Annotated in this window: 34 protein-coding genes and 2 pseudogenes; 10 read left to right on the plus strand and 26 right to left on the minus strand. The window is 44.6% G+C overall.

Translation table 11 applies throughout. The annotated features are described in order from the left end of the window. Positions 1-127 precede the first annotated feature (127 nt). The gene (gene bglA, locus G4O42_RS09800; protein WP_032873380.1) at positions 128-1,570 is read right to left on the minus strand and encodes a 6-phospho-beta-glucosidase BglA; all 1,443 of its coding nucleotides are present in this window, start codon (positions 1,568-1,570) and stop codon (positions 128-130) included. A gap of 249 nt (positions 1,571-1,819) precedes the next feature. On the opposite strand from bglA, the gene G4O42_RS09805 reads away from it, so the two are divergent. Next, the gene (locus tag G4O42_RS09805) at positions 1,820-2,545 is read left to right on the plus strand and encodes a GntR family transcriptional regulator (protein ID WP_032873378.1); all 726 of its coding nucleotides are present in this window, start codon (positions 1,820-1,822) and stop codon (positions 2,543-2,545) included. A 60-nt stretch (positions 2,546-2,605) separates the two neighbouring features. Here the strand turns inward: G4O42_RS09805 and ctpA are convergent, their stop codons facing one another. After that, positions 2,606-4,009 carry a carboxy-terminal processing protease CtpA gene (gene ctpA, locus G4O42_RS09810; RefSeq protein ID WP_007612009.1) on the minus strand — a complete coding sequence of 468 codons (1,404 nt, stop codon included), beginning with the start codon at positions 4,007-4,009 and terminating at the stop codon, positions 2,606-2,608. Positions 4,010-4,155: 146 nt separating this feature from the next. Between ctpA and G4O42_RS09815 the strand changes: the two genes are divergently transcribed. Both G4O42_RS09815 and G4O42_RS09820 read left to right on the plus strand, forming a co-directional pair. Continuing rightward, positions 4,156-4,857, plus strand: a complete 702-nt coding sequence (locus G4O42_RS09815) for a class I SAM-dependent methyltransferase (RefSeq protein WP_032873377.1) — start codon at positions 4,156-4,158, stop codon at positions 4,855-4,857. A gap of 92 nt (positions 4,858-4,949) precedes the next feature. Continuing rightward, positions 4,950-5,201 carry a hypothetical protein gene (locus G4O42_RS09820; protein ID WP_007612011.1) on the plus strand — a complete coding sequence of 84 codons (252 nt, stop codon included), beginning with the start codon at positions 4,950-4,952 and terminating at the stop codon, positions 5,199-5,201. Positions 5,202-5,244: 43 nt separating this feature from the next. Here the strand turns inward: G4O42_RS09820 and G4O42_RS09825 are convergent, their stop codons facing one another. Next, on the minus strand, positions 5,245-6,063 hold the full coding sequence (locus tag G4O42_RS09825; RefSeq protein WP_007407945.1) for a M15 family metallopeptidase: 819 nt from the start codon (positions 6,061-6,063) through the stop codon (positions 5,245-5,247). 83 nt (positions 6,064-6,146) lie between these two features. Continuing rightward, positions 6,147-6,845, minus strand: a complete 699-nt coding sequence (gene deoD / locus G4O42_RS09830) for a purine-nucleoside phosphorylase (RefSeq protein ID WP_003153702.1) — start codon at positions 6,843-6,845, stop codon at positions 6,147-6,149. 136 nt (positions 6,846-6,981) lie between these two features. Between deoD and G4O42_RS09835 the strand changes: the two genes are divergently transcribed. Then, positions 6,982-7,107: a hypothetical protein gene (locus G4O42_RS09835; RefSeq protein ID WP_003153701.1), complete on the plus strand. Its 126-nt coding sequence runs from the start codon at positions 6,982-6,984 to the stop codon at positions 7,105-7,107. Between the two features lie 54 nt (positions 7,108-7,161). Here the strand turns inward: G4O42_RS09835 and G4O42_RS09840 are convergent, their stop codons facing one another. From G4O42_RS09840 to G4O42_RS09850, 3 genes are all read right to left on the minus strand, one after another. Then, positions 7,162-7,482: a YodL domain-containing protein gene (locus G4O42_RS09840; RefSeq protein ID WP_003153700.1), complete on the minus strand. Its 321-nt coding sequence runs from the start codon at positions 7,480-7,482 to the stop codon at positions 7,162-7,164. 59 nt (positions 7,483-7,541) lie between these two features. Continuing rightward, positions 7,542-8,153 (minus strand): phosphatase PAP2 family protein, encoded by a 612-nt coding sequence (locus G4O42_RS09845; RefSeq protein ID WP_032873374.1) that lies wholly within the window; start codon positions 8,151-8,153, stop codon positions 7,542-7,544. A gap of 73 nt (positions 8,154-8,226) precedes the next feature. Continuing rightward, positions 8,227-8,400, minus strand: coding sequence for a YozD family protein (locus G4O42_RS09850; protein ID WP_003153696.1), 174 nt, complete (start codon positions 8,398-8,400; stop codon positions 8,227-8,229). 117 nt (positions 8,401-8,517) lie between these two features. Here G4O42_RS09850 and G4O42_RS09855 point away from each other — a divergent pair, with 117 nt between their 5' ends. Continuing rightward, positions 8,518-8,661: a hypothetical protein gene (locus G4O42_RS09855; RefSeq protein ID WP_012117771.1), complete on the plus strand. Its 144-nt coding sequence runs from the start codon at positions 8,518-8,520 to the stop codon at positions 8,659-8,661. Here the strand turns inward: G4O42_RS09855 and G4O42_RS09860 are convergent. From G4O42_RS09860 to cgeC, 14 genes are all read right to left on the minus strand, one after another. Further along, the gene (locus G4O42_RS09860; RefSeq protein ID WP_003153690.1) at positions 8,658-9,338 is read right to left on the minus strand and encodes a hypothetical protein; all 681 of its coding nucleotides are present in this window, start codon (positions 9,336-9,338) and stop codon (positions 8,658-8,660) included. The two genes, G4O42_RS09855 and G4O42_RS09860, sit on opposite strands and share 4 nt — an antisense overlap. Before the next feature lie 680 nt (positions 9,339-10,018). Beyond that, positions 10,019-10,243 carry a YozE family protein gene (locus tag G4O42_RS09865; protein ID WP_007407941.1) on the minus strand — a complete coding sequence of 75 codons (225 nt, stop codon included), beginning with the start codon at positions 10,241-10,243 and terminating at the stop codon, positions 10,019-10,021. A gap of 74 nt (positions 10,244-10,317) precedes the next feature. Beyond that, a complete protein-coding gene (locus G4O42_RS09870; RefSeq protein ID WP_029326147.1) occupies positions 10,318-10,596 on the minus strand; it encodes a YokU family protein in 279 nt (92 codons plus the stop codon). Then, positions 10,593-12,014 (minus strand): lysine 2,3-aminomutase, encoded by a 1,422-nt coding sequence (gene kamA / locus G4O42_RS09875; protein WP_007612018.1) that lies wholly within the window; start codon positions 12,012-12,014, stop codon positions 10,593-10,595. Before kamA ends, G4O42_RS09870 begins: the two co-directional genes overlap by 4 nt. Continuing rightward, a complete protein-coding gene (ablB, locus tag G4O42_RS09880) occupies positions 12,011-12,883 on the minus strand; it encodes a putative beta-lysine N-acetyltransferase (RefSeq protein WP_032873373.1) in 873 nt (290 codons plus the stop codon). Before ablB ends, kamA begins: the two co-directional genes overlap by 4 nt. Beyond that, complete coding sequence (locus G4O42_RS09885) at positions 12,846-14,153, minus strand: peptidase (RefSeq protein WP_087920798.1); 1,308 nt, start codon at positions 14,151-14,153, stop codon at positions 12,846-12,848. The genes ablB and G4O42_RS09885 overlap by 38 nt, the downstream gene beginning before the upstream one ends. Next, complete coding sequence (locus G4O42_RS09890; protein WP_007612023.1) at positions 14,119-14,814, minus strand: 3-oxoacid CoA-transferase subunit B; 696 nt, start codon at positions 14,812-14,814, stop codon at positions 14,119-14,121. Before G4O42_RS09890 ends, G4O42_RS09885 begins: the two co-directional genes overlap by 35 nt. Then, entirely contained in the window at positions 14,799-15,488 is a 690-nt protein-coding gene (locus tag G4O42_RS09895) for a CoA transferase subunit A (RefSeq protein ID WP_012117777.1), read from the minus strand. The genes G4O42_RS09890 and G4O42_RS09895 overlap by 16 nt, the downstream gene beginning before the upstream one ends. Positions 15,489-15,494: 6 nt before the next feature. Continuing rightward, the gene (locus G4O42_RS09900) at positions 15,495-16,826 is read right to left on the minus strand and encodes an aspartate aminotransferase family protein (protein WP_032873369.1); all 1,332 of its coding nucleotides are present in this window, start codon (positions 16,824-16,826) and stop codon (positions 15,495-15,497) included. 247 nt (positions 16,827-17,073) lie between these two features. Next, positions 17,074-17,520 carry an AraC family transcriptional regulator gene (locus G4O42_RS09905; RefSeq protein WP_032873515.1) on the minus strand — a complete coding sequence of 149 codons (447 nt, stop codon included), beginning with the start codon at positions 17,518-17,520 and terminating at the stop codon, positions 17,074-17,076. A 137-nt stretch (positions 17,521-17,657) separates the two neighbouring features. After that, a complete protein-coding gene (locus tag G4O42_RS09910; RefSeq protein ID WP_007612029.1) occupies positions 17,658-17,798 on the minus strand; it encodes a YjcZ family sporulation protein in 141 nt (46 codons plus the stop codon). A 78-nt stretch (positions 17,799-17,876) separates the two neighbouring features. Next, positions 17,877-18,656, minus strand: coding sequence for a GNAT family N-acetyltransferase (locus G4O42_RS09915; protein WP_032873367.1), 780 nt, complete (start codon positions 18,654-18,656; stop codon positions 17,877-17,879). Between the two features lie 38 nt (positions 18,657-18,694). Continuing rightward, positions 18,695-19,966, minus strand: coding sequence for a glycosyltransferase family 2 protein (locus G4O42_RS09920; RefSeq protein ID WP_032873365.1), 1,272 nt, complete (start codon positions 19,964-19,966; stop codon positions 18,695-18,697). Positions 19,967-20,030: 64 nt separating this feature from the next. After that, positions 20,031-20,330 carry a spore maturation protein CgeC gene (gene cgeC, locus G4O42_RS09925; RefSeq protein ID WP_032873363.1) on the minus strand — a complete coding sequence of 100 codons (300 nt, stop codon included), beginning with the start codon at positions 20,328-20,330 and terminating at the stop codon, positions 20,031-20,033. A gap of 210 nt (positions 20,331-20,540) precedes the next feature. Between cgeC and G4O42_RS09930 the strand changes: the two genes are divergently transcribed. Both G4O42_RS09930 and G4O42_RS09935 read left to right on the plus strand, forming a co-directional pair. Then, on the plus strand, positions 20,541-20,972 hold the full coding sequence (locus G4O42_RS09930; protein WP_029326144.1) for a hypothetical protein: 432 nt from the start codon (positions 20,541-20,543) through the stop codon (positions 20,970-20,972). Positions 20,973-20,978: 6 nt separating this feature from the next. Further along, positions 20,979-21,935 carry a CgeB family protein gene (locus G4O42_RS09935; protein ID WP_032873360.1) on the plus strand — a complete coding sequence of 319 codons (957 nt, stop codon included), beginning with the start codon at positions 20,979-20,981 and terminating at the stop codon, positions 21,933-21,935. 49 nt (positions 21,936-21,984) lie between these two features. Here G4O42_RS09935 and phyC read toward each other — a convergent pair whose 3' ends face one another. After that, the gene (gene phyC, locus G4O42_RS09940) at positions 21,985-23,136 is read right to left on the minus strand and encodes a 3-phytase (protein WP_032873358.1); all 1,152 of its coding nucleotides are present in this window, start codon (positions 23,134-23,136) and stop codon (positions 21,985-21,987) included. Between the two features lie 315 nt (positions 23,137-23,451). Between phyC and G4O42_RS09945 the strand changes: the two genes are divergently transcribed. Then, positions 23,452-23,877: an SDR family NAD(P)-dependent oxidoreductase gene (locus G4O42_RS09945; RefSeq protein ID WP_032873355.1), complete on the plus strand. Its 426-nt coding sequence runs from the start codon at positions 23,452-23,454 to the stop codon at positions 23,875-23,877. A 33-nt stretch (positions 23,878-23,910) separates the two neighbouring features. On the opposite strand, the gene sprB is transcribed toward G4O42_RS09945, so the two are convergent. The 3 genes and pseudogenes from sprB to G4O42_RS09960 all read right to left on the minus strand — a co-directional run bounded on the left by sprB (position 23,911) and on the right by G4O42_RS09960 (position 24,806). After that, entirely contained in the window at positions 23,911-24,087 is a 177-nt protein-coding gene (gene sprB / locus G4O42_RS09950; RefSeq protein ID WP_007612049.1) for a recombination directionality factor SprB, read from the minus strand. A gap of 2 nt (positions 24,088-24,089) precedes the next feature. Continuing rightward, positions 24,090-24,262, minus strand: a pseudogene (locus G4O42_RS09955) (hypothetical protein); the annotation flags it as partial. 187 nt (positions 24,263-24,449) lie between these two features. Beyond that, complete coding sequence (locus G4O42_RS09960; protein ID WP_032873513.1) at positions 24,450-24,806, minus strand: DUF3221 domain-containing protein; 357 nt, start codon at positions 24,804-24,806, stop codon at positions 24,450-24,452. A 448-nt stretch (positions 24,807-25,254) separates the two neighbouring features. Between G4O42_RS09960 and G4O42_RS09965 the strand changes: the two genes are divergently transcribed. Both G4O42_RS09965 and G4O42_RS09970 read left to right on the plus strand, forming a co-directional pair. Further along, positions 25,255-25,491: a hypothetical protein gene (locus G4O42_RS09965; protein WP_007407922.1), complete on the plus strand. Its 237-nt coding sequence runs from the start codon at positions 25,255-25,257 to the stop codon at positions 25,489-25,491. 125 nt (positions 25,492-25,616) lie between these two features. Then, positions 25,617-25,991, plus strand: a complete 375-nt coding sequence (locus G4O42_RS09970; RefSeq protein WP_007407921.1) for a YoqO family protein — start codon at positions 25,617-25,619, stop codon at positions 25,989-25,991. Positions 25,992-26,222: 231 nt separating this feature from the next. On the opposite strand, the pseudogene G4O42_RS09975 reads toward G4O42_RS09970, so the two are convergent. Continuing rightward, positions 26,223-26,674: pseudogene (locus G4O42_RS09975) on the minus strand (YoqH family protein). Between the last annotated feature and the right edge of the window lie 157 nt (positions 26,675-26,831).

Consider the following 26,831-nt stretch of genomic DNA (forward strand, 5'->3'; position numbering starts at 1 on the left):
ATTTTTATAAGCGATTCTAAATGAAAAGCCGGACAGTCACCTCCTTCCCGCTTAAATGAATGCGCTTTCAAAATTACTGATAAAAAGCAGGCTTCACACGACGGTGAAGCCTTCCCTTTTTACACCTTTAGGATACATATGAACCGTTTGTTTCAATCACTTTTTTATACCATTCAAATGAGTCTTTCTTAAGCCGCCTCATTGAACCGTTGCCTTCATTATCCCGATCAACATAAATCATACCGTAGCGTTTTTTCATTTCTCCGGTTGTAAATGACACGATATCAATAATTCCCCATGGTGTATAGCCCATTACATCCACACCATCATATGTGATTGCTTTTTTCAAAGCTTTTATATGTGACGATAAATATTCAATTCTTGCTGTGTCATGAATTGAACCATCCTCTTCTAATGTGTCGATGGCGCCGAATCCGTTTTCCACGATAAATAATGGAATCTGATAGCGGTCGTATAAGCGGTTTAATGTGTACCGTAAACCGGTCGGGTCAATCGCCCAGCCCCAATCACTCGCTGTAATATAAGGATTGTCCACGCCGTTTGGCAATCCTCCGTTTACGACATCCCCGGTATTATCGTTTGATACATCACTTTTTACGGTTGTAGACATGTAATAGCTGAATCCGAGGTAGTCCACTCGGCCGTTTTTCAAAATCTCTTCATCACCGTCTTCAAAGTGTATCTGATAGCCTTCTCTTTCAAATTCTTTTAACGCATAGCTTGGATAATATCCGCGAACCTGCACGTCCGGGAAGAAAAAACGCTGTCTCATCGTTTCTTCAGCCAGCATCACATCATCGGGATGAGATGAGTACGGGTAAATCGGAACATGTGATACCATGGCGCCGATCCTGAACTCGGGATTGATTTTCCTTCCCTTCGAAACAGCCAATGCGCTTGCCAGCAGTTCGTGATGGCCGGCCTGATACATGACTTCTTTTGCGTTTTCGTTTTCTTTGACGGCGACGCCTGAGTTCGTCCATAAAAAGATCGGATTATTCACATCCATCTTATTATTGATTTCGTTAAACGTCATCCAATACTTCACCTTATGTTTATAGCGTTCAAAACACACTTCAGCGAATTTCACAAAAAATCCGACTGTTTTTCTGTTTCTGAAACCGCCGTATTCCCTCGCCAAATGCAGCGGCATCTCAAAATGTGACAGCGTGATTACCGGTTCAATCCCATGTTTCAGCAATTCATCAAACACCCGGTCGTAAAAAGCCAATCCTTCCTCATTGGGCTCGGCTTCATCACCTTTAGGAAAAATTCTGCTCCAGCCGATGGACGTTCTTAAACATTTCAGGCCCAGCTCGCTGAATAACGCGATGTCTTCTTTATAACGATGATAAAAATCGATCGCTTCATGATTCGGATAAAATTCCCGCTCTTCAATTGTATCTGTTATTTTCCGGGGCACACCATGCGCCCCTGCCGTCATGACGTCCACTACACTCGGCCCCTTGCCGCCTTTATTCCATCCCCCTTCAAATTGGTGGGCGGCGAGAGCGCCTCCCCATAAAAAATCTTTTGGCAATGTCCCCATCGTTTATATCCTCCTTTATTTGACTGCCGCTTGCATGCCGAATAAATGCACTGCAGCCACTTCAAGCATCCGCTTCGCAAGTGTAGAAGAAATCCTGCCTTCACTTTCATATTATACGTTTATATTATAATTGTACCGGTATAATTTATCAATACATAAACAATTATAGTTAATTTACGAAATGGCTTTTAAAAACGATTATGCTATAATTCTGAAAGAAGCGGGACAATAAATGAATGAGGAATGTATATGTTAAAATACCAGCAAATCGCGATAGATATTGAAAAATACATAGAAGAACATCAGCTGCAGCAAGGGGATAAACTGCCTGTGCTGCAAACCTTAATGACCCGGTTTAACGTGAGCAAAAGCACGATCACCAAGTCCTTAGATTTATTAGAAAAAAAGGGGATTGTGTTTCAAGTGAGGGGAAGCGGCATTTTTGTCAGACGGAATAAAAGAAAAGGGTATATCAGTCTGCTTTCTAATCAGGGATTTAAAGAATCACTTGAAGATTTTAATGTCACTTCTAAATTATTAGCGCTGGAAGTGAGAAAACCCACGTCTGAGGCTGCCCAAAATCTGAATATGCCGCCTGACGGCGACGTGTATTATGTCAAGCGAATCCGATATATTGACGGGCTGACATTGTGTATCGAAGAGTCATTTTACAACAAATCGATTATTACGTATTTGAATAAAGAGATCGTGGCAGAATCAATATTTGATTATATTCGAGAAGGTCTCGGGTTAAAGCGCGGTTTTTCAGATTTATATCTGTACGCGGGGATGTTAAATGAAGAAGAAGCGGAGTACTTAGGTCTGTTTACAGGAGCGCCTAAGCTTTGCGTTGAAACGATTTTTCATTTAACCAACGGCCAGCCGTTTGACTACTCAAAAGTCACCTATCACTATGAGCAATCACAGTTTTTCATTCAGGCGAACAGCCACCTTTTTGAACAGGAAACGACATAAGACGGGCTTTTCGCAAACAGAAAACACCCAATGCGCGAGCGACGCATCGGGTGTTTTTTACTATTTCATATTCTTATTTAATGTTTCAACGGCTTTTTTCATTTGTGTATCGTTGTCCGCAAGCTGTTTTTGCAGATCCGTCATCAATTTTGCCGTTGTGTCTCCCGTTACAATGCCTGTTTGTTTCAGTTTCTCTTTTGCTTGGAATTGTTTAACGGCTTGTTCAAATGCTTTATCATACGTGCCGTTTACTTTCACGCTGTACCCCAGCGCTTTCAGCATTTTTTGCGCATTGGTGACGGTGGTTCCGGAATCCCCGTATTTGTATGTTTTTTTCGCATCTAAATACGGCAGGTTCGCATATTCAGGAAGCTTAACCTGATATTGCGGTTTGATGCCTTTTTTATGAATCCACTCTCCGTCCGCTGTCAGCCATTTAGCGATTGTCAGTTTAACGGTAGAACCGTCGCTGTAATCTTTTGCCGTCTGCACGGTTCCTTTTCCGAACGTTTTTTCGCCGATCAGCGGAATGCCCGATGATTCATGCAGCGCAGCCGACATGATTTCCGCGGCGCTCGCGGTGCCGTCATTGACGAGGACGACTGTCGGTTTTGTCACTTTGCGCTCTTTCGTCGCTTTCATGACCTCTTTCGTGCCGTCTTTGTATTCGACCTGCATGATATTTTTCCCTTTATCAATAAACATGTTGCTCATTTTGATGGCTTCATCCATCAGTCCGCCCGGGTTGCCCCTTAAATCGAGAATGTATCCTTTCGCTCCTTGTTTTTCGAGGCTGTCAATGGCTGAATTCAGCTCTTTTGCCGTCGATTCGGAGAAGGATGTGATTTGGATTTCGCCGATGTCTCCTTTTTTCATTTCAGAGTACACCGTTTCAACCGGGATGGTGTCACGTTTGATCGATAGGTTCAGATCGCCGACACCCGCTCTGTGCAGCACAAGCTTGACGTTTGTTCCCTTTTTGCCGCGGATTAATGCGACGGCTTCGTTTACATTAAGGCCTTTAACGCTTTTGCCGTTGACCTTCAAGATCTGGTCATTCGGTTTAACCCCCGCTTTTTCTGCGGGTGACCCTTTAATCGGCGATACGATCAGGATGCTTCCGTCCTTTTCTTCCACTTGTGCGCCGATGCCTTCAAACGAAGCGGAAATTGTTTCTTCAAAAGACTTTCCTTCCTGCGGGTCCATATAAGAAGAATATGGATCATCCAGGGAACTGATCATGCCTTTTATCGCTCCGTCTACTAATTTGCTGTCATCTGTTTTTTGATAGTAATCACTTTTAATCTGCTCGTAGGCTTTATTGAATTTCTCAAATTTGCTGTTCGTCAAAGCAGCCGAGCCTTGTCCGAAAATGGTCGTATTGCCCGTGATAAACAGCGTAAGCGCCGAGGCTGCGACCGCAGTGATCAATATAATAAAAAACAGTTTAAATTGCCGCTTCAAGAAAACACCACCTTTTTATTCTTACATTATTATCATAGACGAACGCTCATTCGTCAACTTCAAACGTGAGGCGCCCTTCTTTCCCGTTTACCCAAACCTATGCTTTTCTCTCAACATATGCTGAGGAAAAAAGGAGGATTCGGCCTTTGAGCAAATATTTAGAAATGCTGTCCTTATTCGGAGTCGGAGGGGCTCACCCCGGCGGGCTCGCTTTTTCCAAAGCCGTTCTCACAAAAGCGGCTCCTCCTCCTGGCGAACCGATTCTTGACGCCGGCTGCGGAACGGGACAGACGGCCGCTTATCTCGGCCACCTGCTGTACCCCGTCACCTGTGTTGATAAGGATCCCCTTATGCTTGAAAAAGCAGCAAAACGATTTGCCGCTGAAGGCTTAACCATTCCGGGCTATTTGGCGGAACTTGAGCGGCTTCCGTTTGCTGAAAATCAATTTTCCGCCGTTCTTTCCGAATCAGTTCTCACCTTTTCAAATCTTGATTCATCGCTGTCTGAAATCCTGCGGGTCCTTAAACCCGGGGGTATGCTGATCGGCATTGAAGCTGCTTTACAAAAGCCCATGCCGGAAAACGCCATCACGCAGATAAAAGACTTCTACGGTTTTACCGTATTGCAGGATGAAACGGCATGGAAACAGAGATTGCTTCAGCAAGGCTTTCAGAAAGCGGATTTCATTCCCGCTCTCTATGAAAACAATGCGCAGGAGCCGACTACAGAAATGGATTTATCGCCCGTTATTCAGCCGGTTCACTACGATACGCTGACGGCTCATTACGAGCTTATGCAGACGTACCGTGAATATATGGGACACTGCGCTTTTGTCGCTTACAAGTAAAACGGCGATTGTCCTCCTGTTTTCGTCCAACCTTTTTACCGCACTCTATCATAAGCTGACATAGAAAGATAGGTTGGATAGGAGGAGAAAAGATGCAAAACTATTATCATCTTTGCCGGCAGCACCAGGGAAAAGTAGCAAGAATTACAGAACGAAACGGCAGAGTCCACGTCGGAAGAATCGTACGGGTGACTAACAGCAAAGTGTATATCGCCCCTGTCGGCGGCCGTCACAGAGGATACGGGTTCGGCTATTGGGGAGGCTGGGGAGGCTGGGGAGCAGCCTACGGTATCGGCCTTGGTTTGATTACCGGATTTGCGCTTGGAGGTTTACTCTTCTGGTAATAAAGAAAGCCCGCTTTCTATTTTTCAAGCGGGCTTCTTCTTATTACACTTTCTTTACTTCATTAAAATATTCTTCAAGCGTTAATTGATGGTCATGGATGGCTTTTGCCGCTTTTTTGCCTACATAGCGTAAATGCCATGGTTCATACTCATACTTTGTGACATTTTCTTTGCCTTTAGGATAGCGGATGATAAAGCCGTATTCATACGCATGGTCTTTCACCCATTTGCCGTCTGCCGTGTTTCCGAACGCTTCATTCAGCTCATATCCGTTGCTTTTGCTGGAAATGTCCATGGCCAGCCCCGTCTGGTGTTCGCTTTGCCCTGGATATGCGACGGCTTCTTTCGCCTTTTTTTCACCTTTCAGACTGACTTCATTATCGAAAATAACTTTCTGTCTGTCATAAGAGCGGTATCCTGAAACGGCAACCAGGTCATAACCTTCTTTTTTCCCGGCGCTGAATAGTTCCGCCAAAGCATCGGCGGCAGGTTTGCGGATATATCGTTTCTCGATTTTCTCAGTAAAAGAAAATTCGACTTTCGGGATCACGAGATCATTCGGTTTATAATCTCCCGGCAGCGTGTATGTCTTATTCACGAGCGCAAGTGTATTTGTCGGGTTTTGAATGGTCTCAAGCCCGTTCACTTCTTTAATATCATTAAAATATTTGCTCTCCAATACAAAATCGCTGTTTTCTGCCTTCGTTGTTTTTTTGCTTGATGTGTCATCTGATTGTTTTGTTTCAGCTGCTGTTTTTGTGTCCTTGTGGCTGTCGCCGCCTGAAATGCTGCAGCCGGTTCCCACGATTGCGGTTACGCTGAGAGCGGCAGCGAGCGAAAACCATTTAGTGGATTTCTTCATTTTACACTTACCTTTCTTTTTTTGAATCAGGGCGATGCATAAAGAAGAGGGCTGCTTTAATCAGCATAACCCTCATCTCAAGTTTACGATACAGTATGCAACGCCAGTTTAATCATATCATGAAAAGTCGTTTGACGCTCTTCTGCCGTTGTTTCTTCTCCCGTTAACACGTGATCGCTTACAGTCAGGATAGACAGCGCTTTTTTGCCGTATTTAGCGGCAAGCGTATATAAAGCAGTCGTTTCCATCTCTACGCCGAGAACGCCGTATCTGGCAAGCTTTTCGATTTGGGAGTCTTCATTGTAAAACTGATCGGCGGTGAATACGCTTCCGACCGCTACAGGAAGATTGTTTTTTTGCGCTTCCTGGTACGCTTTATGAAGCAGTTCGAAGTCTGCGCAAGGAGCATAATCTACACTGCCGAAGGCGACACGGTTCATCTGTGAATCCGTTGAAGACGTCATAGCCAAAATCACGTCACGCACCTTCACGTCATTACGGATGGCTCCGCATGAGCCGACTCTGATTAAGTTTTGAACATCATAGCTTTGAATCAGTTCATTCACATAAATAGAGATAGACGGAACACCCATGCCTGTGCCTTGGACTGATACTTTTTTGCCGTTATATGTACCCGTAAATCCGTACATTCCTCTGACTTCATTATAGCATTCCACATTTTCAAGATAAGTTTCCGCAATAAATTTCGCTCGGAGCGGGTCTCCCGGCAAAAGCACTGTATCCGCAATTTGGCCTTTTTCTGCGTTTATATGTACACTCATTTCCTTTTCCTCCTGCCTATTCAAACTCCCACCCATTGTACACTGAATAACGGTAAGAGACAATCATCAGCATGATCAGGGCGATCTTGGGCAGAATATGCGGGATGACAAGCCTAAAGAAAAAGGAGTGAACATAATGGGCAAAAAACAGCGCAACCGGGTGACCGGCCAGAAAAAGAACAATCACGTGCCCGTTTCAGACGTCATTGCAGCTGATGAAGCGCATGGAAAAGAGCATTCCGCCGCTAAACGGAAGCCTTAACACTGTCTTTCCCAGACAATACGGAAGCCGGCTGAAGATTCAGCCGGCCCCGTCTTACCTCGGCTGGACGAGCAGCCGGTTAATTTTGCTCCATCCCGCAGGGTTAAGCCTGTAATAGGTCTTCCCTTTTCTTCCTTCGTCTATGAGTATGACATCTCCGGTCGCTATGAATCTGGCTTGATAGTCGTTTGGGACCGTATCAGGCACATTAAAAACAGAAAATGCCCTTTCCAGTGCGTCTTGATGATTGTCAGCGGCCAGCTCTGTCCGATAGACGACCCTGTATCCCTTTTTCTCGCCGTAGCGGGGTGTTTGAAAAATCGTCACATCATAGGCACAAGTCTTTTTTTTAAACACGGGCAGCGATAACAGCATCAAGATCCCTCCCTCTTATTTCTTAATAGTATTAGCGTTTTTTCTCATTTCTCCTGTCTCTATTTTTGTCGAAACAGATGATACTTTTCGTCAAAGAGCGCAAAAAGCGAAACGAGGCAAAGTCCGGGACTGAATCCGGCAAGGACATCCGTCGGAAAATGCGCGCCCAAATAAATTCTGCTGAATCCGATCAGAATGACGAGAACTCCGGTAAAGACGGTGACGGTCCGCTTTCTTTTCGTGAAAAACGGAACATGCTTGATCAAAAAGTAAGCGATGACGGGATACACCACTGCCGAATTCATGGAGTGGCCGCTCGGAAAACTGTATGAGGTTTCATGGACGAGCGGTTCAAAAGCGGGTCTGGCTCTTTCAATCAATTCTTTTATTTTTATGTTTGCAATCCGTTCAATGAGAAAGAGAAGCGGCAAAAAAACAACATCCGGCGTTTTTTTGTACATATACAGAGCCGCGCCTGTCAAAAGAAGAAGCGGCAAAAGCACCGCGGTCGTGCCGAGCTCCGTTATCCATAACATCAATTCATTCAGCCAGGCAGCCCTGATCCTGACAGCCGCTTCTATCACACGCTCATCAAAAACCCGGACGGCTTCTATCCGGATCGCTGCTGCGAGCAGAATAAACAATGCGAAAAGACTTGCTGGCTTGTACAACGTTTTCCCCCCATGTTTCATTCTCCCGAGCTGATTGAAAAAACCGAAGCTTTTTCACTTCGGTTCCGCAGTTTCAGTCTTCATCAAGCTCTTCGTCTATCATACATTTTTCTAATAAATAATCAAAGGTGATGTCGGCTATTTCGAAGATTTCCTCTTCACTCGGTATGTACCCGCGCATAGCAAGCTGACTGTAAAAATAATCAGCTATTTCTTCTGTGTCAATCACAAGATCTATTTCTTTCATGCAAACACCGCCTCCTTTTTTATGTTTTATGAAAAAACCGTTCAAATTATACCCGAAAGTTCTAAACGTTTTGTCCGCTCATATACTTTTAAAAAACAAGCCCCGGAGGGAGAAAAGATGATGACGAAAATGATGGCTTTATTGGACGGAGATGGATTTGATATCGTATTGGAAAAAGTGCTGAAAGGAATGTCGTTTGTAATCTTTGCCGGCTGTCTGCCCTGGTTTTTATATGTCACCGTCCGTTTTTTTGCCGGCTAGCTGAAATGCTCCCGCAGGCTTTCCAGCACAAAATTCATCATATCTTTATATTCTTCGTCACCGAACAAATGATAAAGAATCTTATAATCGTTATAAATATCAAGCAGCTCATCTACAATCGATACCGCCAGCACATGCAGGGCATCGGGATCATCAGCATCGCCTTCAAACTGAAGAAGAGCAGACGCGACGGTATCCTCGCCGATCTCATGAGATGCTTCCCCAACATAGTGGACAAACAGCAGCTGATGCACAAACTGATCCATTTCATATTTTCTCAGAACCAGCGTGAGATCCTCTTCCTCCGTTTCAAGCCACTCTCCGTCTTTCAGCCGAGTCAGCTCATAAATAATATCCTCCCAGCCATCCTCTAAATATCTCCATATTTCAGTTCTGTGACCGATGACACGGAATAATTCCTTTCCGTAGTCCTTTACATATACGACGTCGCCGATCAGAAATTCATATTCAATATCCAATTTCTCCATATCGACGATCACGCCCTCATAATCTTTATAAAGCTGGATGGACGATTCAAAATAAAGCACTTCATTATGATTGACTTCGTAAAGATAATGTTTATCAATTTGATGAACCTTCGTAATGGTGCCGACGGTTCCGTACATCACGACGACCACGATGTCTCCCACTTGAAATTTCGGTTTATCTGGCTTCATGCTGTCTCCCCCTTGCCGCGGACTGTCATACGCTATCGTATGCCGGCCGCCATAATTTCGCATGGGCATGAAAACCACAGGAAATATCTATTTCTGCACCTGTTCAAAATGTCAAAAACCGCAATATGCTTGTGCGTTTTTTCACTTACCGTAACAGAAGCGTCCGATGACATTCCGCTCTCGATCGACTGAGCAGTAACAATGCTGAAACAAAAAGCTTCTATTTTTTATGAGTTTTTGTTTTTTCTCTATGACGCAAAGGAAAATACCCGGCCCGAAGGCATGTTGACAATATCACCGCCGTAATGTTCAAGATTTGCTTCGGCTTTCAATGAAGCCACAACTTCAATCCGCTTCAACCTTGTCACATAAAATCCCCTTTCCCGTCCAAACGTCAGTGCCTCATCAGTCTTACCTAATGGATCATTTGATTCCCCTCACTTCATTTAAAAGTTTGATTATTTCTCCGTGAAAAAGAGGATCCTTACACGGGGCCCCGCCGGCAGCAGGCCTGATCCGGTGAACTCTGCAGCTATACATTCTACTGCCTTATGATACGTGCCGTCAGGAAGATTTGTTTACGTGCTGATCAAAACGGACGCGTTGCGGAATTTGCTCATACGGCACCTCATAAGCGAGTGATTTCAACAGAAAAAAACCGCACAATGTGCGGTTTTTCGTCAGGCGTGATGCACCTCGGTCTCATATTTTTCCCAAGCTTCATCAAATGTCGCCATCGTTTCTAAATAGTCGGCGCTCAGTTCTAAATAAGAACTGAGCTCGTGATAATCGCTTGACGTTTTCGGAAAGCCGTGATCTTCGTATGCCTGATTCGCAAACTGGCTGATTGCGTCCTGCGGCTTGGGATGCCTGTATTTCATCAAATAGTGATAAAAGGATTTCATGGGTTTCCCCTCCTGATGACTGTCTTTTGTTGTACTATTATACAATTCAAGTGTGAAATTACAACAAAAGAAGACTAGGAGAAGTCAAAATAATTTCGTTTCAAGATCCGTTCTGTCTCCATCAGCTCTTGATATGTGAGTGTTTCCGGTAATTTTTTTGCATCGACTAAAAAAAGCTGATTTTCGATTTCCGCTATGACCGCTTCCTCCTGATAAGTCATGCCGCAGGAGGAACAGGCGAATGCGGGTGTTTCTGTAATTTCTATGGCCCTCGTACCGTCAGGAAGCTCCCAGTACACAGCCGCCTGACTAGCTGACGCCTTCTGATTGCCGCACCACTCGCATGGCTTCACGGCGACTCACCTCCGACTTCCGATCCTGCTTTTTGCTCTTTCTTTTGCTGTGCAATAAATTTCTTTTCTTTCAATTCATCTCTCTTTTCCCTGCGGTCTTTCAGCGTTTCATGATCAGGGTTTGATGTAAACGTTTTCCTCCTGTCGATCCTCGATACATTTTCCGGTGTGAACGAAACCTCTTTGTCCGCGAAAATGGCGCTCAGTCCGACCGGCTCGTGTTTGGCCATCGTTCCCGGAAAAACAGATTCAAAATAGTCGTCGGCTTGATTCGGGATATAGTTTTCCGGCTCGGGATAAGATGTAATCACCCCTTCGAAGTTTCTGATCACAACTTTCTCCGGACTTTGGGAGAGCAAGTAGTTCGGCTGCAGGGCGATTTTACCGCCTCCGCCCGGGGCGTCGACGACAAAGGTCGGCACGGCAAAGCCCGTTGTGTGGCCCCTCAGTCCTTCAATGATTTCCAGCCCTTTTGACACAGGCGCTCTGAAATGGCCGATTCCCTCTGACAAATCACATTGATAAATATAATACGGACGCACGCGGATTTTCACTAAATCATGCATGAGTTTTTTCATAATCGGCACCGAATCGTTAATGCCTGCTAAAATAACGGCTTGGTTACCGACCGGAACACCTGCGTTAACGAGCTTTTCACACGCCGCTACCGATTCTTCCGTCAGTTCGATGCTCGTATTAAAATGAGTGTTCAGCCAGACCGGATGATATTTTTTCAAAATCTCACAAAGATTATCCGTTATCCGCTGCGGAAATACGACGGGCGCTCTCGTTCCGATCCGGATAATTTCAAGGTGGGGAATGTCACGCAGGTTTTTCAAAATATATTCCAGAATCTGATCGTTAATTAAAAGCCCGTCTCCGCCGGAAATCAGGCAGTCACGGATTTCCGGCGTTTCCCGGATGTAAGCGATGGCCGCATCAAGCTGTTTTTTCGGCACCCCCATTCCGATCTGTCCGGAAAAACGCCTTCTGGTGCAATATCGGCAATACATCGAGCATTGATTTGTCACCAGAAAAAGAACGCGGTCGGGATAGCGGTGCGTAAGACCGGGAACCGGTGAATCTTCATCTTCAAACAGCGGATCTTCAAGGTCATATTTCGTTTTGTGCATTTCTTCTGACAGCGGCACGGACTGCATGCGGATCGGACATCTCGGGTTATCGGGATCCATTAAAGAAGCATAATAAGGCGTAATGTTCAGGGGAATGGTTTTTACAGACATCCTGACGCCTTCTTCTTCCTCTTCGGTCAAATGAATGACTTTTTTCAGGTCATCGACGGTTCTTACAGTATGGGTGAGCTGCCACAGCCAATCATTCCACTTGTCTTCCGGCACATCTTTCCACAATTCAATCTCCTTCCAATGACGCTTCGGCTGAAACCATTTGTTTGTCAAACGAATTCCTCCTTATGAATGGCCAAACGTAAAGTCTTACACCATATATTCATATTTTCGAGCCCTTCTGAAATGCGGCAGTTGTTCACAAGCCTGCCTCTGTAGCCGTATCCCGCATGGTACAAAACGGCATTCATCCCGTAAGACGCTGCACGGGCTAAGGAAAAAAGATGGATGATTCCCCGGCCAGCGAGTTCCTGCTCCAACGCTTTAAACAAGTGTGCCGTTACGGAGTTCCCCCTGTAATCTGACAGAACCGCGCAATCGGTCATTTCAGCGTGCCCCAATACCGGATTGATATCTGCGCTTGCCGCCCCAATGAGACGATCCTGATCGAATGCGGCATAATAGACGGTGTTTTCTCTCATTGTTTTTTTAATATAAAGGGGATTAAAGACAGGAGTCGGATAGGTAAGAAAAACATGTTTATATAAGTGCGTTAAACGGTCTGCATCATCTTCGTCCGCTTTTCTGAACATCAGCGTGCTTTCTGTCTGAGTCAGTCCCCGCCGCGGTGTCTCATATAAACGGTCAACAGTCGAATCTTCTGATACATATGAATCTGACCGTCTCCGTTCCTCTGCTAAATATCGCACCATCACAACAGCCTCATCCCCGTTGTAATACCCGTCTATGACACCCTCAACAATAAAAAGATGCTTGACAAATTCCGGCTCATCGCCGCGCTTGGCAAAGAAAATTACCTTTTGAGCTCCTTTTTGCTTTGCTTCTGCCAAAACGGCCGGAATAAGCGCCGTGATCTGTCCGTCATAACGAATGACTCTGAGCCGCTCATTGAAACGGTCTGCATCAATCTCGGCCGCTCCCTTTTCAGCCCTCAGTTCCTTTATCAGCTCCGTCACCCCCATCTGCCACCCCGCACCATTCCATGATAAAAAGAGAAATGATTTTGACGGCATCGATTAACGCCCGGATTTCAATGTATTCATTCGCCTGATGCGCCGCCTTGACTTCTCCAGGACCGAAGACGATGACCGGCGTCTGTCCCGCGTGCTGCAAAAGCCCTCCGTCCGTTCCCCACGGGGACGCTTCACGAACCGGTTTTGCCCCTTTCATTTTCTCAAAAGAAGATTCCAGAGCGGAAATCAGCGGATGCTCATCCGGGAGATCATTCGGAAGCCACTGAGCCCCAAACCATTCTATTTCCGCGGGGTGGTGTTTAAACCATTCATCCCGATACTCCAAATCTTTCAGCCAGCTTGCGAGCTCTTCTTTTACTGCTTCGGGCGTTTCATCCGGCGCTATTCCGCACCTGCCTTCTATCACCACACGGTCAGCTACCGATGATGGCCACGTTCCCCCTTGGACGATGCCAATATTAATGGGAACCGGAATCGGAACGTCCCGATAAAGCGGGTCTGTGATACGGGCGTTGCGGACGTGTTCAAGCTCTTTAAGGGCTGTGATGACATGCAGGCTTTTTTCAATGGCGCTCACCCCTTCATAGCGGGTGCCGCCGTGTGCGGACAATCCCCTTACCGTAATGCGGAACCACATAGACCCTTGCTGCTTAACAAACAGCTTTAAATTAGTCGGTTCGGGAATAAGCGCCCCGTCAGCCTTGTAGCCCCTCATAACAGCCGCCAGTGTTCCCGCGCCGCCGCACTCTTCATCTACGACACTTTGAAACAGAACATCTCCTTTTAACGTAATCCCGCAGGCTTCAAGCGCTTCTAACGCAAACAAGAGGGCTGTATTGCCGCCTTTCATATCCGTTGAACCGCGGCCGTAAACTTTGCCGTCCTTTTCAACAGCGTTAAACGGTTCATACGTCCATGCGGCGGGATTTCCTTCCGGGACAACATCAATATGTCCGTTCAGTATCAGTGATCTTCCGCCCCCGGCCCCTTTCTTTACGGCTGTGATATTCGGGCTTTCATGGAAGTCTTCGCGTTCCGATACAAAATAAGCATGCTCTTTCAAATGTTTGACACTCGGCTCCCACACATCAATATCCATGTCGAACTGTCTCAGTTTTTCTAAAACGACTGCCTGTGCGTTAAATTCATGGCCGAACGTGCTTTTTTCCCCGATCAGCCGTTTCAGCAGGCTTACCGCTTTTGCTGTGTTTTCTTCCGCCCACTCAGTGACTTTCTTTTCTAATTGATCCATGGACAGACCCCCTTTTAAGAAAACATTCTCCCAATCTGATTTCGGCATCCGTTGTTTGAATGACATCGTCTATGGTCGTGCCATTCAGCAGTTCCTCAAGAACAAAAGCCCCATCATCTATGCTGATGACGGCTTTCTCTGTAATGATGAGATCTGCACAGCCCGCTGCTGTAAGCGGCAATGAACAGCTTTCGACCAGCTTCGGCCGGCCTTTCTGATCGGTGTGGCTCATGACGACAACCACTTTTTTCGCGCCTTGGGCAAGCTCCATCGCCCCGCCCATTCCGGGCACTTTTTTCCCCGGCACGAGCCAATTGGCGAGATCACCTGTCCTGCTGACTTGGAGCGCGCCTAAAATGGTAATATCTATCAGCCCTTTTCTGATCATGGCAAAAGACAGAGCTGAATCAAAATAGGAAGCACCCTTAACTGTACTGACAGGAAACCCGGCCGCATTGCATAAAAGCTCATCCTCCTCTCCGCGCTCCGGACTGCCGCCGATCCCAAGGACGCCGTTTTCCGCCTGCAGCATTACCTCCATGCCGGCCGGCAGAAAGTTCGGCACTAAAGAAGGAATGCCGATCCCCAGGTTGACAATCATACCTGAGGTAATTTCACTGGCGGCCCGCCTCGCGATACTCTCTCTTTCCGCTATTCCCAAGCCCATCTCCACTTCACTCCTTCACTTTGCACGACACCCTCCACGAAAACGCCCGGCGTTACAATATGCTCGCTGTCAAGTTCGCCGGCAGGCACAATCTCTGCCGCCTCAGCAAATGTTCTTTCGGCCGCCGCAGCCATCAGAGGGTTCATGTTGCGCGCCGTTTTGTCAAACGTCAGATTCCCGAATTCATCAGCAGTATGTGCGGACACAAAAGCGAAATCAGCCGTCAGCGCTTTTTCAACTAAATAGGACTTTCCGTCAATCGTTACGGTTTCTTTGTTTTCACAAACGGTTGCGTTATCAATGCCGATATCAGTTAAAATACCGCCTAGCCCCGCTCCGCCTGCGCGAATCCGTTCAGCAAGCGTCCCTTGCGGCGAAAATTCCACCTCAAGCGCTCCGTCAGTCATTTGTCTGCCCGCGACAGGATTTGAGCCGATATGGGAAGCGATCAGCCTTTTTACCCGCTTATGAACGATAAGCGGCCCGATGCCGATTTCCGGAAATCCGGCATCATTGCAGATGACGGTCAGCTCTTTAACGCCGCTCTCCAAAATCGCTTCGATTAATGACGGAGGTGAACCCACTCCCCCAAAACCGCCGAACATAATGACAGATTCGTCCTTGACATCGGCAATTGCTTCATGAATATCGATTTTTTTATGAAAAATAGACATATCAGCTCAATCCTTCTTCATCATTTTTTCAACTTCTTCTGCGGCCTGGGAAAATAGATCTGACAGCTCATCCAGCTCGGCATATGAAATCGTGAACGGCGGGGCGATGATGACGGCGTCTCCTTCTCCGCTGTCAATGCCGGGCTTTGCAGGGTAGATAAGCAGGCCCCGTTTTTTTGCCGCTTTAATGATTTTTTCGGTGAAGGCCTGTTTTTTCGAAAAAACGTCCTTCGTCGTTTTATCCTTAACGAATTCAACTCCGATCAGGAGACCTTTACCGCGGACATCCCCGATCACCCCGCTGCGCTCTTTGATTTCTTCTAATTTCCGCTTCAGCATTACGCCTTTTTCCTCTGACTGCCGGAGCAGCTCGTGTTTCTTAACATAGCGAAGCACTTCAAGCGCCGCTCTTGCACAGTATGGGTTGGCACTGTACGTATGTCCGCTCATAATGACCCCGGAGCCCCGCTTGATCGTTTCAATGATGTCATCAGACGCAACGGCTGCCGCTATCGGAGCGTAACCGGCGCCTAACCCTTTTCCGAGCACCGCGATATCAGGTGCGATCCCCCAATGCTCAGAAGCAAGCATCCGCCCTGTTCTCCCGAGCCCCGTCATGACTTCATCCGCGATAAACAAAATACCGTGCCGGCGGCAGACCTCCTCAAGCGCTTCATAATAACCTGCCGGCGGAGTGATGGCTGCCCCGGCTGCTCCGACAATCGGTTCTGCGACAAATCCCGCGATAAATGAGGAACCGATCCGTTGAACAGCCGTTTCCAGTTCAGCCGCCGCAGCTTTCACAAATTCCTCTCCCTGCAGCTCAGAACGATACATATTAGGTGCTGAAACGGCCGGAAACCGTTCGAGCAGCTGGGTGAAGCGATATCTCCGTTCGTAGAACCCCGATAATGAAAGCGCTCCCAAAGTAATGCCGTGGTAACTGCCCCATCTTGATAGGAAGACGGATTTTTGGTATTGCCCTTTTTCCTGCCAATATTGAACGGCCATTTTCATCGCTGTTTCGACTGCCTCTGAGCCGCTGTTTACAAAAAATGACCAATTCAGCCCGCCCGGCAGATGATCGGCCAGAAATAAAGCCAGTTCTTCTGCCGGAGTACTGGTGAATTGCGAGCGGTACACAAACGAAACGGAGTCAAGCTGCTCTTTTAAAGCTTGTATAATATCCTCCGTGCCGTGGCCGATATTGCAAGTGACCGCCCCCGATGCTCCGTCAAGATACTTGTTCCCCTCCTGATCATACACATATGATCCCTTTCCATGACTGACTGACGGATAATTTGCGTCAAGCTCCGGTTTGATTAAATAGCTCCCCATATCTTTCCACCTCGAAAACCCATTTGCTTCATTGTATGAACAGATGAATAACCGCATTCTTATCCTTCAGAAAGTTTTTTGCAGAAAATACCTTTCTGTAAAACAGGCTGCCGGTGATGTTCCGACAGCCTGAAGAGCGTTCTGGAAATTCTATTCCTATTGTTGATTTTATTCTTTGCTCAGCTCATCATCACATCATTTTTGATCTGAATCAGTATAAGCAGAAGGCGGAAAATTCCCGTCTTCTTTACTGTATGGGAATCATTATTTCACACAAATGATGATTCACCTTTTGTAAAGTATACCTTTCGATAATGGGCTGTTCTCTGATTGATAAATTATTTTTTTCGATCTCAGAAAAAACAGTATTCCAAAATCCACTGACTGCCTCTTTTGTGTGGTCAAGCAAGAAGACAGCGTACTTCCCTCCGGAAAATGTACCGATCCGGGCTGGTTCAGGCACATGGTCTTGATTGATAACAAGACAAACATCATAGCGGCATTTCTCTTTAGGAGTACGATTCGGATGGTCTTGCGGAATTCCTAAAATGACAGAATGATCAAGCAGACCATTCAATTGCGCCCAGTTTTTAAATGACTCCATCAGTTCTTTGTTTTGCTTTCCGCCATACTCTCCGATGTTTCGGAAATAAGCAATTCTTGATTCAGGTAATTCTTCAATCGTTATGTTCACATTTTCGCCCCCTTCTCCAGAAAGGTAATATGTATTAAAATGTTTTTCAAGCTGATTTTTCAGCATGGAAATAACAAAAAGCCTGCAGAAAGTGATGTTCTCTGCAGGCTGATTTTCATTATAGGATTTTTTTCAGTCTAACAAATAAAAGCCGCACCGACGATGATTAATAAAATAAACAATACCACGATCAGCACAAAAGTGCTGGTTCCGCCTCCGCAGCCGCCGTGCCCGTAACCATAGCCAAAACTGCCGCAACCGTAGCCATATCCGTACATACGCAAATCATCCTTTCTTCTTACGATATACGGCATTGTATGCGGGCCAACTCCCAATTGGTTTATGCGAATGCCCAACTATGTAAGAAAATAATGAAAAATTGTATGCACGCGCCGAAATCTTTTGAAGCCGAGTTTTTCATAAAAGCGGTTTACACCGTCCATCCCGGACGTCACAAGGTATACGGTTTCCATGCCGTTCAGCTTTGCCGCCGCCATCAGCTCATTCATCAATATCGATCCGTAGCCTTTTCGTTGGAATTGATCCAGAATTGCGACTTCTTCTATTTTTGCGGTTTTATCTGCTTTGTTGATGAAAAGCTCTCCGCAGCCGATCGGAATCGTTTGTGAGGCATCGCTGTAGCACACGACAAGCATAACCGTTCCGTCCTTATACAAAGGATATTTCCGCTCAAGCTTTTGTTCGGCCGCCGCCTCGCCAATGTAAAGGGCATCATAGATGTTCATAATAGACGACCCGTCGGCGAGGCTTTTTTCCGTCCCCCAAGCAGTGAGCGGGTGCCCGGCCTGCAGGTCCCCATTTTCCAGTTTCCTTGCAAAAAACAGCTCATCTTCCACTACGCAGCCCTGTTTTACCAGAGTTTGTTTCAGAAGAAGCGGAAACGTGTGCTCCGGAGCCGCTTTCACATGAATATAATTGGCTTGAAGCATGCCCGGAACGGACGAAAAAAACGGCAGCAGTTTGTCTAACTGAAATGTACGGTGCAGCTGAACAAAGTTATGTGAAAAAATCTGCGGCAAAAAAGGGTCCGTATATACACTGAAATGCTCGAACCTCTGAATGCCGGAAGTAAGCTCTATATACTGCTTCTCGGTTTTATCAAATTGATCGGTCATAAAAGCTCTCCTTTTCCTTACACATCCAACTGCATCTCTCAACCTTTTGTTATATTGAGATTTCTCATAATTTCATCGTACACCGGATAGAACGGCATTCCAATTGGTAATTGTTTAATTTGCTGAAAGGAAATGGGTATCGCCTTCTGATTCGCAAAAAAGCGTTTCGCTACGTCATGACTGATCGGATGGAGAACCCCTCTCAAATAAACATAAAATTCCCGTTCAATGCGAAACAGCATTCTCCCGGGCAGATGTTGAATACAGCCCGATGTCCCCCTGCTGATCGGCGGACCGTCCGGAAGCGCTTGTATTTCGCCCCGTTCTAAAGCCGGGATGTCATGCCGTTTAAATCGGTAAAAGCGAAATGCGCTATGATCAACCAGCCTTTTCTCCCCGTCTTCTATAAAATAAACATGAAACTGATCCCTGACGAGCTGAAAATTCGGAATACTGACGGAGTTCTCTTCCTCATATTGAAATAAAAACGGATCCGGAATGACGACAGTTCGCCCTTCATATAACGTATGCCAGCGCTCGTTTACAGGCTTCCTTTTATTTCGGTCAAGCTGATATACTTTCTGGTCCGTCCCTTTTACAAAAGACCCATCGATCAGGACAGACGGAAGCGATTGATACGTGTTCTGAAATGAGTGAGGTGTTTTATAGGTCGTATCCAACACTTCTTTTATCGGCAGAAATGATGTAAATGTGTTGAGCCTGCTCCAAAAAACAGAGTCTCCGTGATTCCAATGTATAACATCTTCATCCCAAAAGCTGCCGAACTTCTCTTTCACACGCTCAAGCAATGATCTCCGGTGCATCACTGAACAGTGATCAACGAGAAAAGCGGCCTGATCAAGCACCTCTTCAGCAAAACGATAGAAGTGAAATTGTTCTGTTCCGCGCCCGTTTACATGTATCACCTTCTGGCTGGAATAGACGGCATCAAACCCGCTGCATTGATTAAGCGCTTCCGCCATGCGGCTGAGCCTATCCGGATGAAATACGGTGTCGTCTGTCAAATAAGTGATGTATTCGCCTTTAGCCCGTGAAAGCGCATCATTAATCAAAACGGCATACCGGGTCGACTTCAGCCGTTCGGCAGGATTGATAAAACTGTTGTCATAATATATGCGAGGATCTTTTATATACGTACTGATGGCAGCCGAGGTTTCTTCATTTGAATGATCATCCATCACAAACAGCTCCCAATTGCTGTAGGTCTGATGCAAAACACTTTCAATCGCCTGTTTCACAAGATCCGGTTTGTTGTAACTCGTTAAGATAATTGAGATCTTCTTTTCCATCCCGTCACCCCTTCTGTAAAACGTAAAAAACGGCTCCGAAAGAGACAGAGCCTGATATCCGTTATTAAAAAGCACCCCAGCTGACGATGCTTGAAATCGCGACGTTTGATCTCGTATTATTGAGCGGATTTTGAAAAACGGCCAAATCTGACAGCACTTCTTTGACAATTACGTTTTGCAGTGTGCTGCCGTTAATCAGATTGACGCGTGATACAGGAATTCCAAGCTCTTTTGCCATTACAAGCTGACGCCGCAAATCTGAATGATCTCCGGACGGCTGACGGGATAACAAAAGAAGAAGAAGCAGTACGAGCTGAAATTCCTCCTCAAAACCCCCGTGTTTTACAGTTTCTTCTGAATCCAAAGTATTCCTCTCCTTCATTTTTTAATCTATACAACGTATGTCATACTCTTACAATCCGCATAGGCAAACAAAGCCTGATTCGAAAATTCAGCTGTTTGATTAAATATTGAAAAAAACACAAGCAAAACGGCATTCGACTTATACCAATCTCTTCAATCAGGAATATGAATAAACGTGAGGTTGAAATTGTTAAAGGAGGTGTATGTCCGCATGAGCGAGGATCGTTTGGAGCTTAAAAAGAACTTATTGAAAACTCTTTTAGCCCCTGTATTTGACAACAGCGCTTTATCTGGCGGCACAGATGGAGGAGATAACGTGAAAAACAGCGTAAAAGAATTATTGGAATCGGCAATTGATGCAAAAGTAGATGAAGCAGCGGCGAAAGACAGTCTCAGCGCACAATCTGTATTGGGAAGCGGTATTTCATTAGCGGCGAGATGGATTTTTGCAAGAATCCAGCCCGGCACTGTCATCAGCATTGTGATGGATTCAGGAGACATGATCGGCCCGGTTCAATTTGTTGCCTTTGACGAAATTCACGGAATCGTTTTTGTTACGCAGGAAAATTCCGTTACACCGGCAGGCTCTGCTACAACATTGCTTGACGTCGACAAAGTTGAAAGTGTCACGTTCACTTCGTAACAGCATATGAACGTTTTATATATCCGTTCAGGATATAAAGGCATATACACGTATTTTGACCGCTGGATCGAGGAAGGCTTTTTACAGTCTTCCGTCCGCTTTTTTTCTGTTTCTGAGTTTGAGGAAGATACCATCCGCAGTATACGGGCATTCAAACCAGACATCAGTCTGATGATGACGGGAGACCGTATTCCGTCTGAATGGCTTCAATGGCTGAAGACAGAACAGATTCCCGTTTATCTATGGATGACGGAGGATCCTTTTTATTTCGATGTGAGCATGACAATCGCCCCTTTCGCCGATGCCGTTTTGACGATAGAACAAAACGCGCTTGATGCTTATCGGCAAATGGGCTTACAGCACGTATATTATGTACCGATCCCCGTTAATCAGCGGCTTTTTAAGAAACAACCTGCTGAAGCCTCTCTTCACACAAATCTGCTTCTGATCGGATACCCGTATCCGAACCGCGTTGAACTGGTGAAAGCAGCGGCAAAGCTTCCGTATACGCTTCGTATTATCGGGAAGGGATGGCGCAGACATCTGCCTAAAAAAATCGCCAGGCAGCAAAATGTGCTCGTAATGGATGAATGGATTGCACCCGAACGTGCCGCATTATATTACAACAGCGCAGACGTGGTCTTAAACCCTCACCGTTCTTATCGGTTTGCGCTCAATCAGAACGGACGCGGCATCGAAAATATCAGTTTAAATACAAGAAGCTTAGACATTGCGGCTTGTCAGGCCTTTCAGCTGACAGACCTTTCTCCCGCGCCCCCGTTTTCATCATTTGTTTCTTACAGCGGGTTTGCAGATTTTGCGGATAAGATCCAATTTTATATGACAAACCCGGGTGAACGTAAACAAATCGCGGCGCTTAATTACCAAGAGACAGTACCGGCGTACACGTATGACCGGCTGCCGGCTGTGCTTTCGGCTATCCGTTCCAAGACTTTCTCATGAAACGCTCTTCACATCAAAAAGCAGCTTGGATAAGCTGCTTTTTTTATGTTTATTTTCCGCTTCTGTCAGTCAGTTTTCTCGGGTCAACCTGTTTATTGACCTGCGGGCGAAAGCTGATTTTATCAGCGATTCTTTCCCATGGCACCATTTTAAAATTTTGATTGGCCTTTTGGCCGTGATCTATATTTTCTCCGTCCTGTGCGACAAAAAGGCCGAACGGATATTCAGGCCCCAGCCCGAAACCCAGAACGTCAATTCCGTCTGTATCGCTTGTGCCGTCTGTTTCAGGCCCGTCTGTTATCTGAAAGTCCGCAACATATTTGTTCTGTCCCTGTCTTTCATAAATCGCGTAGCTGCTGTTACCCTGGCTTGATGCAAGCAGATAACCTTTCCCGTCAGCAGCGTAGTAAATCGTCAGTCCTTCAATATCAGGGGTTAAATGCCTGCCGTCGGCACGATCGATCACCGTTCCGTTACTGCCGCCGTCCGGCTCAGCGCTGAACTTCCAGATGGCCTCATCTTCTTCTGCGATATAAAGACTGCCGTATTCATCGTCTGCTGCCATCCCTTCTGTCTGAGAATTCATTTTAAACGCCCTTACCTTTTTGCCGGATATGTATCCATTTTTATCCGCATTTAATTCGTATTGTTCAAATTCGCCTTCTTTTCCTGTCACCATCGCGTAATATTTTCCTGTTTTTTGACTGTGGTACAAGCTGAAACCGTATACTTCATCAATTGCTGACGCAATCGGGCGGTCTGGGTCCGTAATGCTTTGTAATGTGCCGTTTTTCCCGTCAATGGCGTAAATCTCAATGGTATTCTTTCCTTCAGACCGATTGGATGCCGCCGCAATATCGACTTTTTTTCCGTTCAACGGAAAATCATAGCGGATATCAACATTGTTCAGTTTCCCGGTATGATAGGAATGAAGCATCTTTCCCTCTAGGCTGTACACGACTAAGCCTGATTTTTTATTGGTTGTGATCAATTTGCTGTTCTGAGGATTCTTGGAGTCCAGCCAAATCGCAGGATCATCAGCTGCATCACCGGCTGTATCAACCGGCTCTGTTTCCGCCGTCGCATTCACTGTAAAATGATAAGGATCAGACAGCTTATGCTTGGCCTGGGAAGAAACCGCACCGCATGTGAGCATCAATCCGGCTGCCGCGGTTAACAAAAGTGTTTTTGAATGATTCATTTTCCATCCTCCTTTTATGAACGTGCACTCTAATTGTAAAATACATACAGGAAGTTCAGTGTTAAGTTTTTGTGAAGATTGTCAAAATGTGAGAATTTATGAAGAGAAAAAATTGACGTGAGCAAATATTCTTTATGAATATTTAGTACATTGTTTTATTTGTAAGTTCTATTCTATTAATCGGGTAAAGCGATATGAAAGCGCATCAGATTAATGTTTTTCTCTAATTTTTGATTTATTGGTTTCTTTCATTAACTCGCTGAAATTGTTCAACATATGATGCATGGTAGAGAAACGAGAGTTGGAGGATAAGCCATGCCTAAACAGCAAGCAGTAGAGCTACAACCGTTTTTTCACGATAAAACTGTTCTCGTCACAGGCGGAACAGGATCAATCGGAAGCCAAATAGTAAAACGCCTTTTGCTCTTAACCCCTAAAAAAGTCATTGTGTTCAGCAAAGATGACAGCAAACAATATGTGATGAAACAAAAATACGCGGATGAACAAAGACTGTCGTTTGTGCTCGGCGATGTTCGTGACTACAGAAGAGTCAACCAAGTGATGAAAGGTGTTGATATTGTCTTTCACACAGCTGCGCTGAAGCAGGTTCCGACATGTGAGGATAATCCCTTTGAAGCCATTCAAACCAACCTTATCGGCGGACAAAATGTCGCAGAAGCCGCTTTGCTGCAAGAAGTAACGCATGTGATTAACATCAGTACCGATAAAGCCGTTTATTAAGATACTTACCACAAATAAATCAAAAAAAGAAGCTTACTCTGCACTCCTTTCCAAAGCAGCCTCCAATAAATGCTGAGCAAATTGTTTATAAAATTCATCTAAGTCATTACTCGCTTCATCCTGATCTATATAGCGGATACTGTAATTATCTTTATGGACAACCTTTATTGTTTTCTTCTTCAATTCCTCATAACGTTGGTAAGGTTCCAAAACTACACCCCCGCTTTCACAGGAGTATTATATGTATGTAATGGTTCGTCTCTTGACTGTTCTTTCTTTATCAAAGCCTCGCAAGCTTGTTCAAATGTATGGTTACTTTTTTCTTTATCCAGCGTTCAGTACCGATCTCTTCGCATATAAATATGGGAATGCTGGCTTTATTCAAGGTGCCCAGTAATTCAAAATGTGTTCTTGACATATGCCTTCTCTGCACCTGAGTCAACAATCGTCAAATAAATCTCGGGGCAGGAATAAGCCACCGCGAATGAAGAATGAGATGAGGTTTGAAGACATTATTTCTGTTTAAAATGCCGCTTCAGTTTTGCAGCGGTATTCCTAGGAAACAATACCACTTACTGAATAATTTTAAATTTTGATATATTTGTTTTTGGAGGTGAAGATTCATTTAATTTTTTATACCAAATACGAATTTTTTGTCCTTTGCTCAAGTCATCTTTATTGTTAAGTTGACTAAGTCCCAGTAAAACTATATCCGATCTATACTTTTCAATAATCTCTTTTTCACTAAGATTTTCATAGTCTTTAACATCAGCTTTTTCATTAGGTATGAGAATTGCTTGATTCTCTCTTTTTAAAATGACATAGCCGACCATAGTTTGCTCAGCCTCCATAAAATGTTTGCTATGTTGGTTTTGACACCCTAATGTTATACATAACAAAATTAATAGCATTATAAACACTCTATACACGTTCAAACCGCCCTTCTTGCATATTTGTAACAAGAATAAAACACTATTTTAGGAAATGACAGACTAAAACGCCTCATGTTTATGAATTTAAACAAATTCCCCCTAGACAAATGGAACACGGCGAGGTCTTCACCACTATAGAACCGCATAATTGCATCATGAAATATTCAATGGCTGATCAACCACATCGCCTTCTTTAAGCGATCTAATGTTTATATAAGGTTCTATAAGTCTATACAGCCTTTCCGCTTAATCATTTTGCTTATCTATAAGCAGTTTACATTAACTAAGGATATGTACAGTTTTTCAGACATGTTCAGCTTGTCCTTGAAATGCCGGATTGCTTTATCTTGTTCTTGACTTAAAATGTTTATCATTTAATCATGCTGACTTAATATAATGTTTAAGTGTTTTTATATGGCGGAATATGTGTAAGGAGGCGGTTTATTTGAAAAACGATCAGAAAATAACACTTGACTCTTCTTTTGCGTTATCCACTCTTATTGTCTTACTTATTGCATTGTACCCATCCTATTCTTCTTGGTTTGTCACAATATTCTTTTTAGGATTTGCACTAATATACACATTTGAAAAAAAGAGCAAATCTTCAAAACTAATTGCTGTTATCTCTTATCCATTATTTATTGTTGCGTTTGTTTACAGCATAATAAACAGCATGTCATGATCCACTCTAAATTTGTTCTTAAAATTACGATTTTAAGTTAAGTTTTAACTGCATTATGTTGAGAATATCACCTTTAATTGGTAAGCTGACATCTAAGGTCATACTTATACAAAGCAGGTGATATATTGAACAAAATAATCGGAATGACCGGATTAATTATCTCCTTACTTGTGCAAGGTTTCTCAGCAAGTGATTCATTGACTCATAAGATCGCTATGGCTTGTCTATTTTTGTTCTTATTGGTTTATAATTTCAACCATACTAAGGAGTTCTCTAAAAAGTCTCTGGCGATTATAGGCGCTTCCTTTATTGTGCTAATGCTTGGAATTTATCAATTGCTCTTTTTTACCGATGATTACTTTGAAAGTCGCGGTTTAAATTTTGGATTTATCCTCTTACTTGAAATTGTTTTAGTTATTGGATTAGTGACTGCTGCGCTGAATTTAATTAAGCATATTGCAGACCGCTTAAGGAAAACACCTGATGGTAAAGAGCGTTGACTCTTTGCCTTTTTAGCTAACCATTTCTTTTTATGCCGTCTTTCTATGTACAAAATCAAACGCAATATCGACTTTTACCGGCTCTCTTCTGTCAAATGATGAATTGACTCCAGACATTCCATCTTAATGGACTCTTCTTCATTTTTCACCAGAATTTCTCGATCAATTACCTTTTTGACAATTTACAAAAGATCCAGTCGCATTGCTCTCTTTGATAAGAGCTCTACATTTCTAATAGCAAGATTGAATATTGTTTGTTAATACACTCGGTCCCAACTTTTGTGTCTTAGAATTTGAAAGGCGCACTTGCACTTTAACATTTGTCATTTCAGCTGATATGGAATCAATCCTTCCAGCCCAATTAGGACTCTCTCCCTCGGGAGTCGGATATAGTTTAAATCGCCAACTGATTTCCCCTGTTTTGGCGGCAAACCTTCATAACCGTCGTAGCTTCCATAAGAAGATGGCTGAGGAAGGTGGACAGCAAGAATACTCATATTCGTTCTTGCAGCACTTGGCGGGTATAACTGCACTTTATAGATTAGTGCCGCACCCTTCGCATTTTTCAGTTTTTGATTTACCGGTTCGAGTACTGCACTACAAGGCATTGGACTTGCTTTCATTTGAGTTGGAGAGGCAATAACAGCAGCCAATAAAGGTATAACCAAGATAAATCGTTTCATCTACATTCCCTCACATTTTTTTGTTAATTTCCCTTACTTCCGCCTTGAATATTCATCACTTTTGAATGGTTAGCTTCATTAAAAGGTGAAAAAGGCAGTACTGGAGCTAAAGGAGCTACTGGTGCTGCCGGTAAAGATGGAAAATCAGCATATGAAT

The sequence above is a fragment of the Bacillus sp. LUNF1 genome (assembly GCF_011008975.1).
Lineage (GTDB): Bacteria > Bacillota > Bacilli > Bacillales > Bacillaceae > Bacillus > Bacillus velezensis.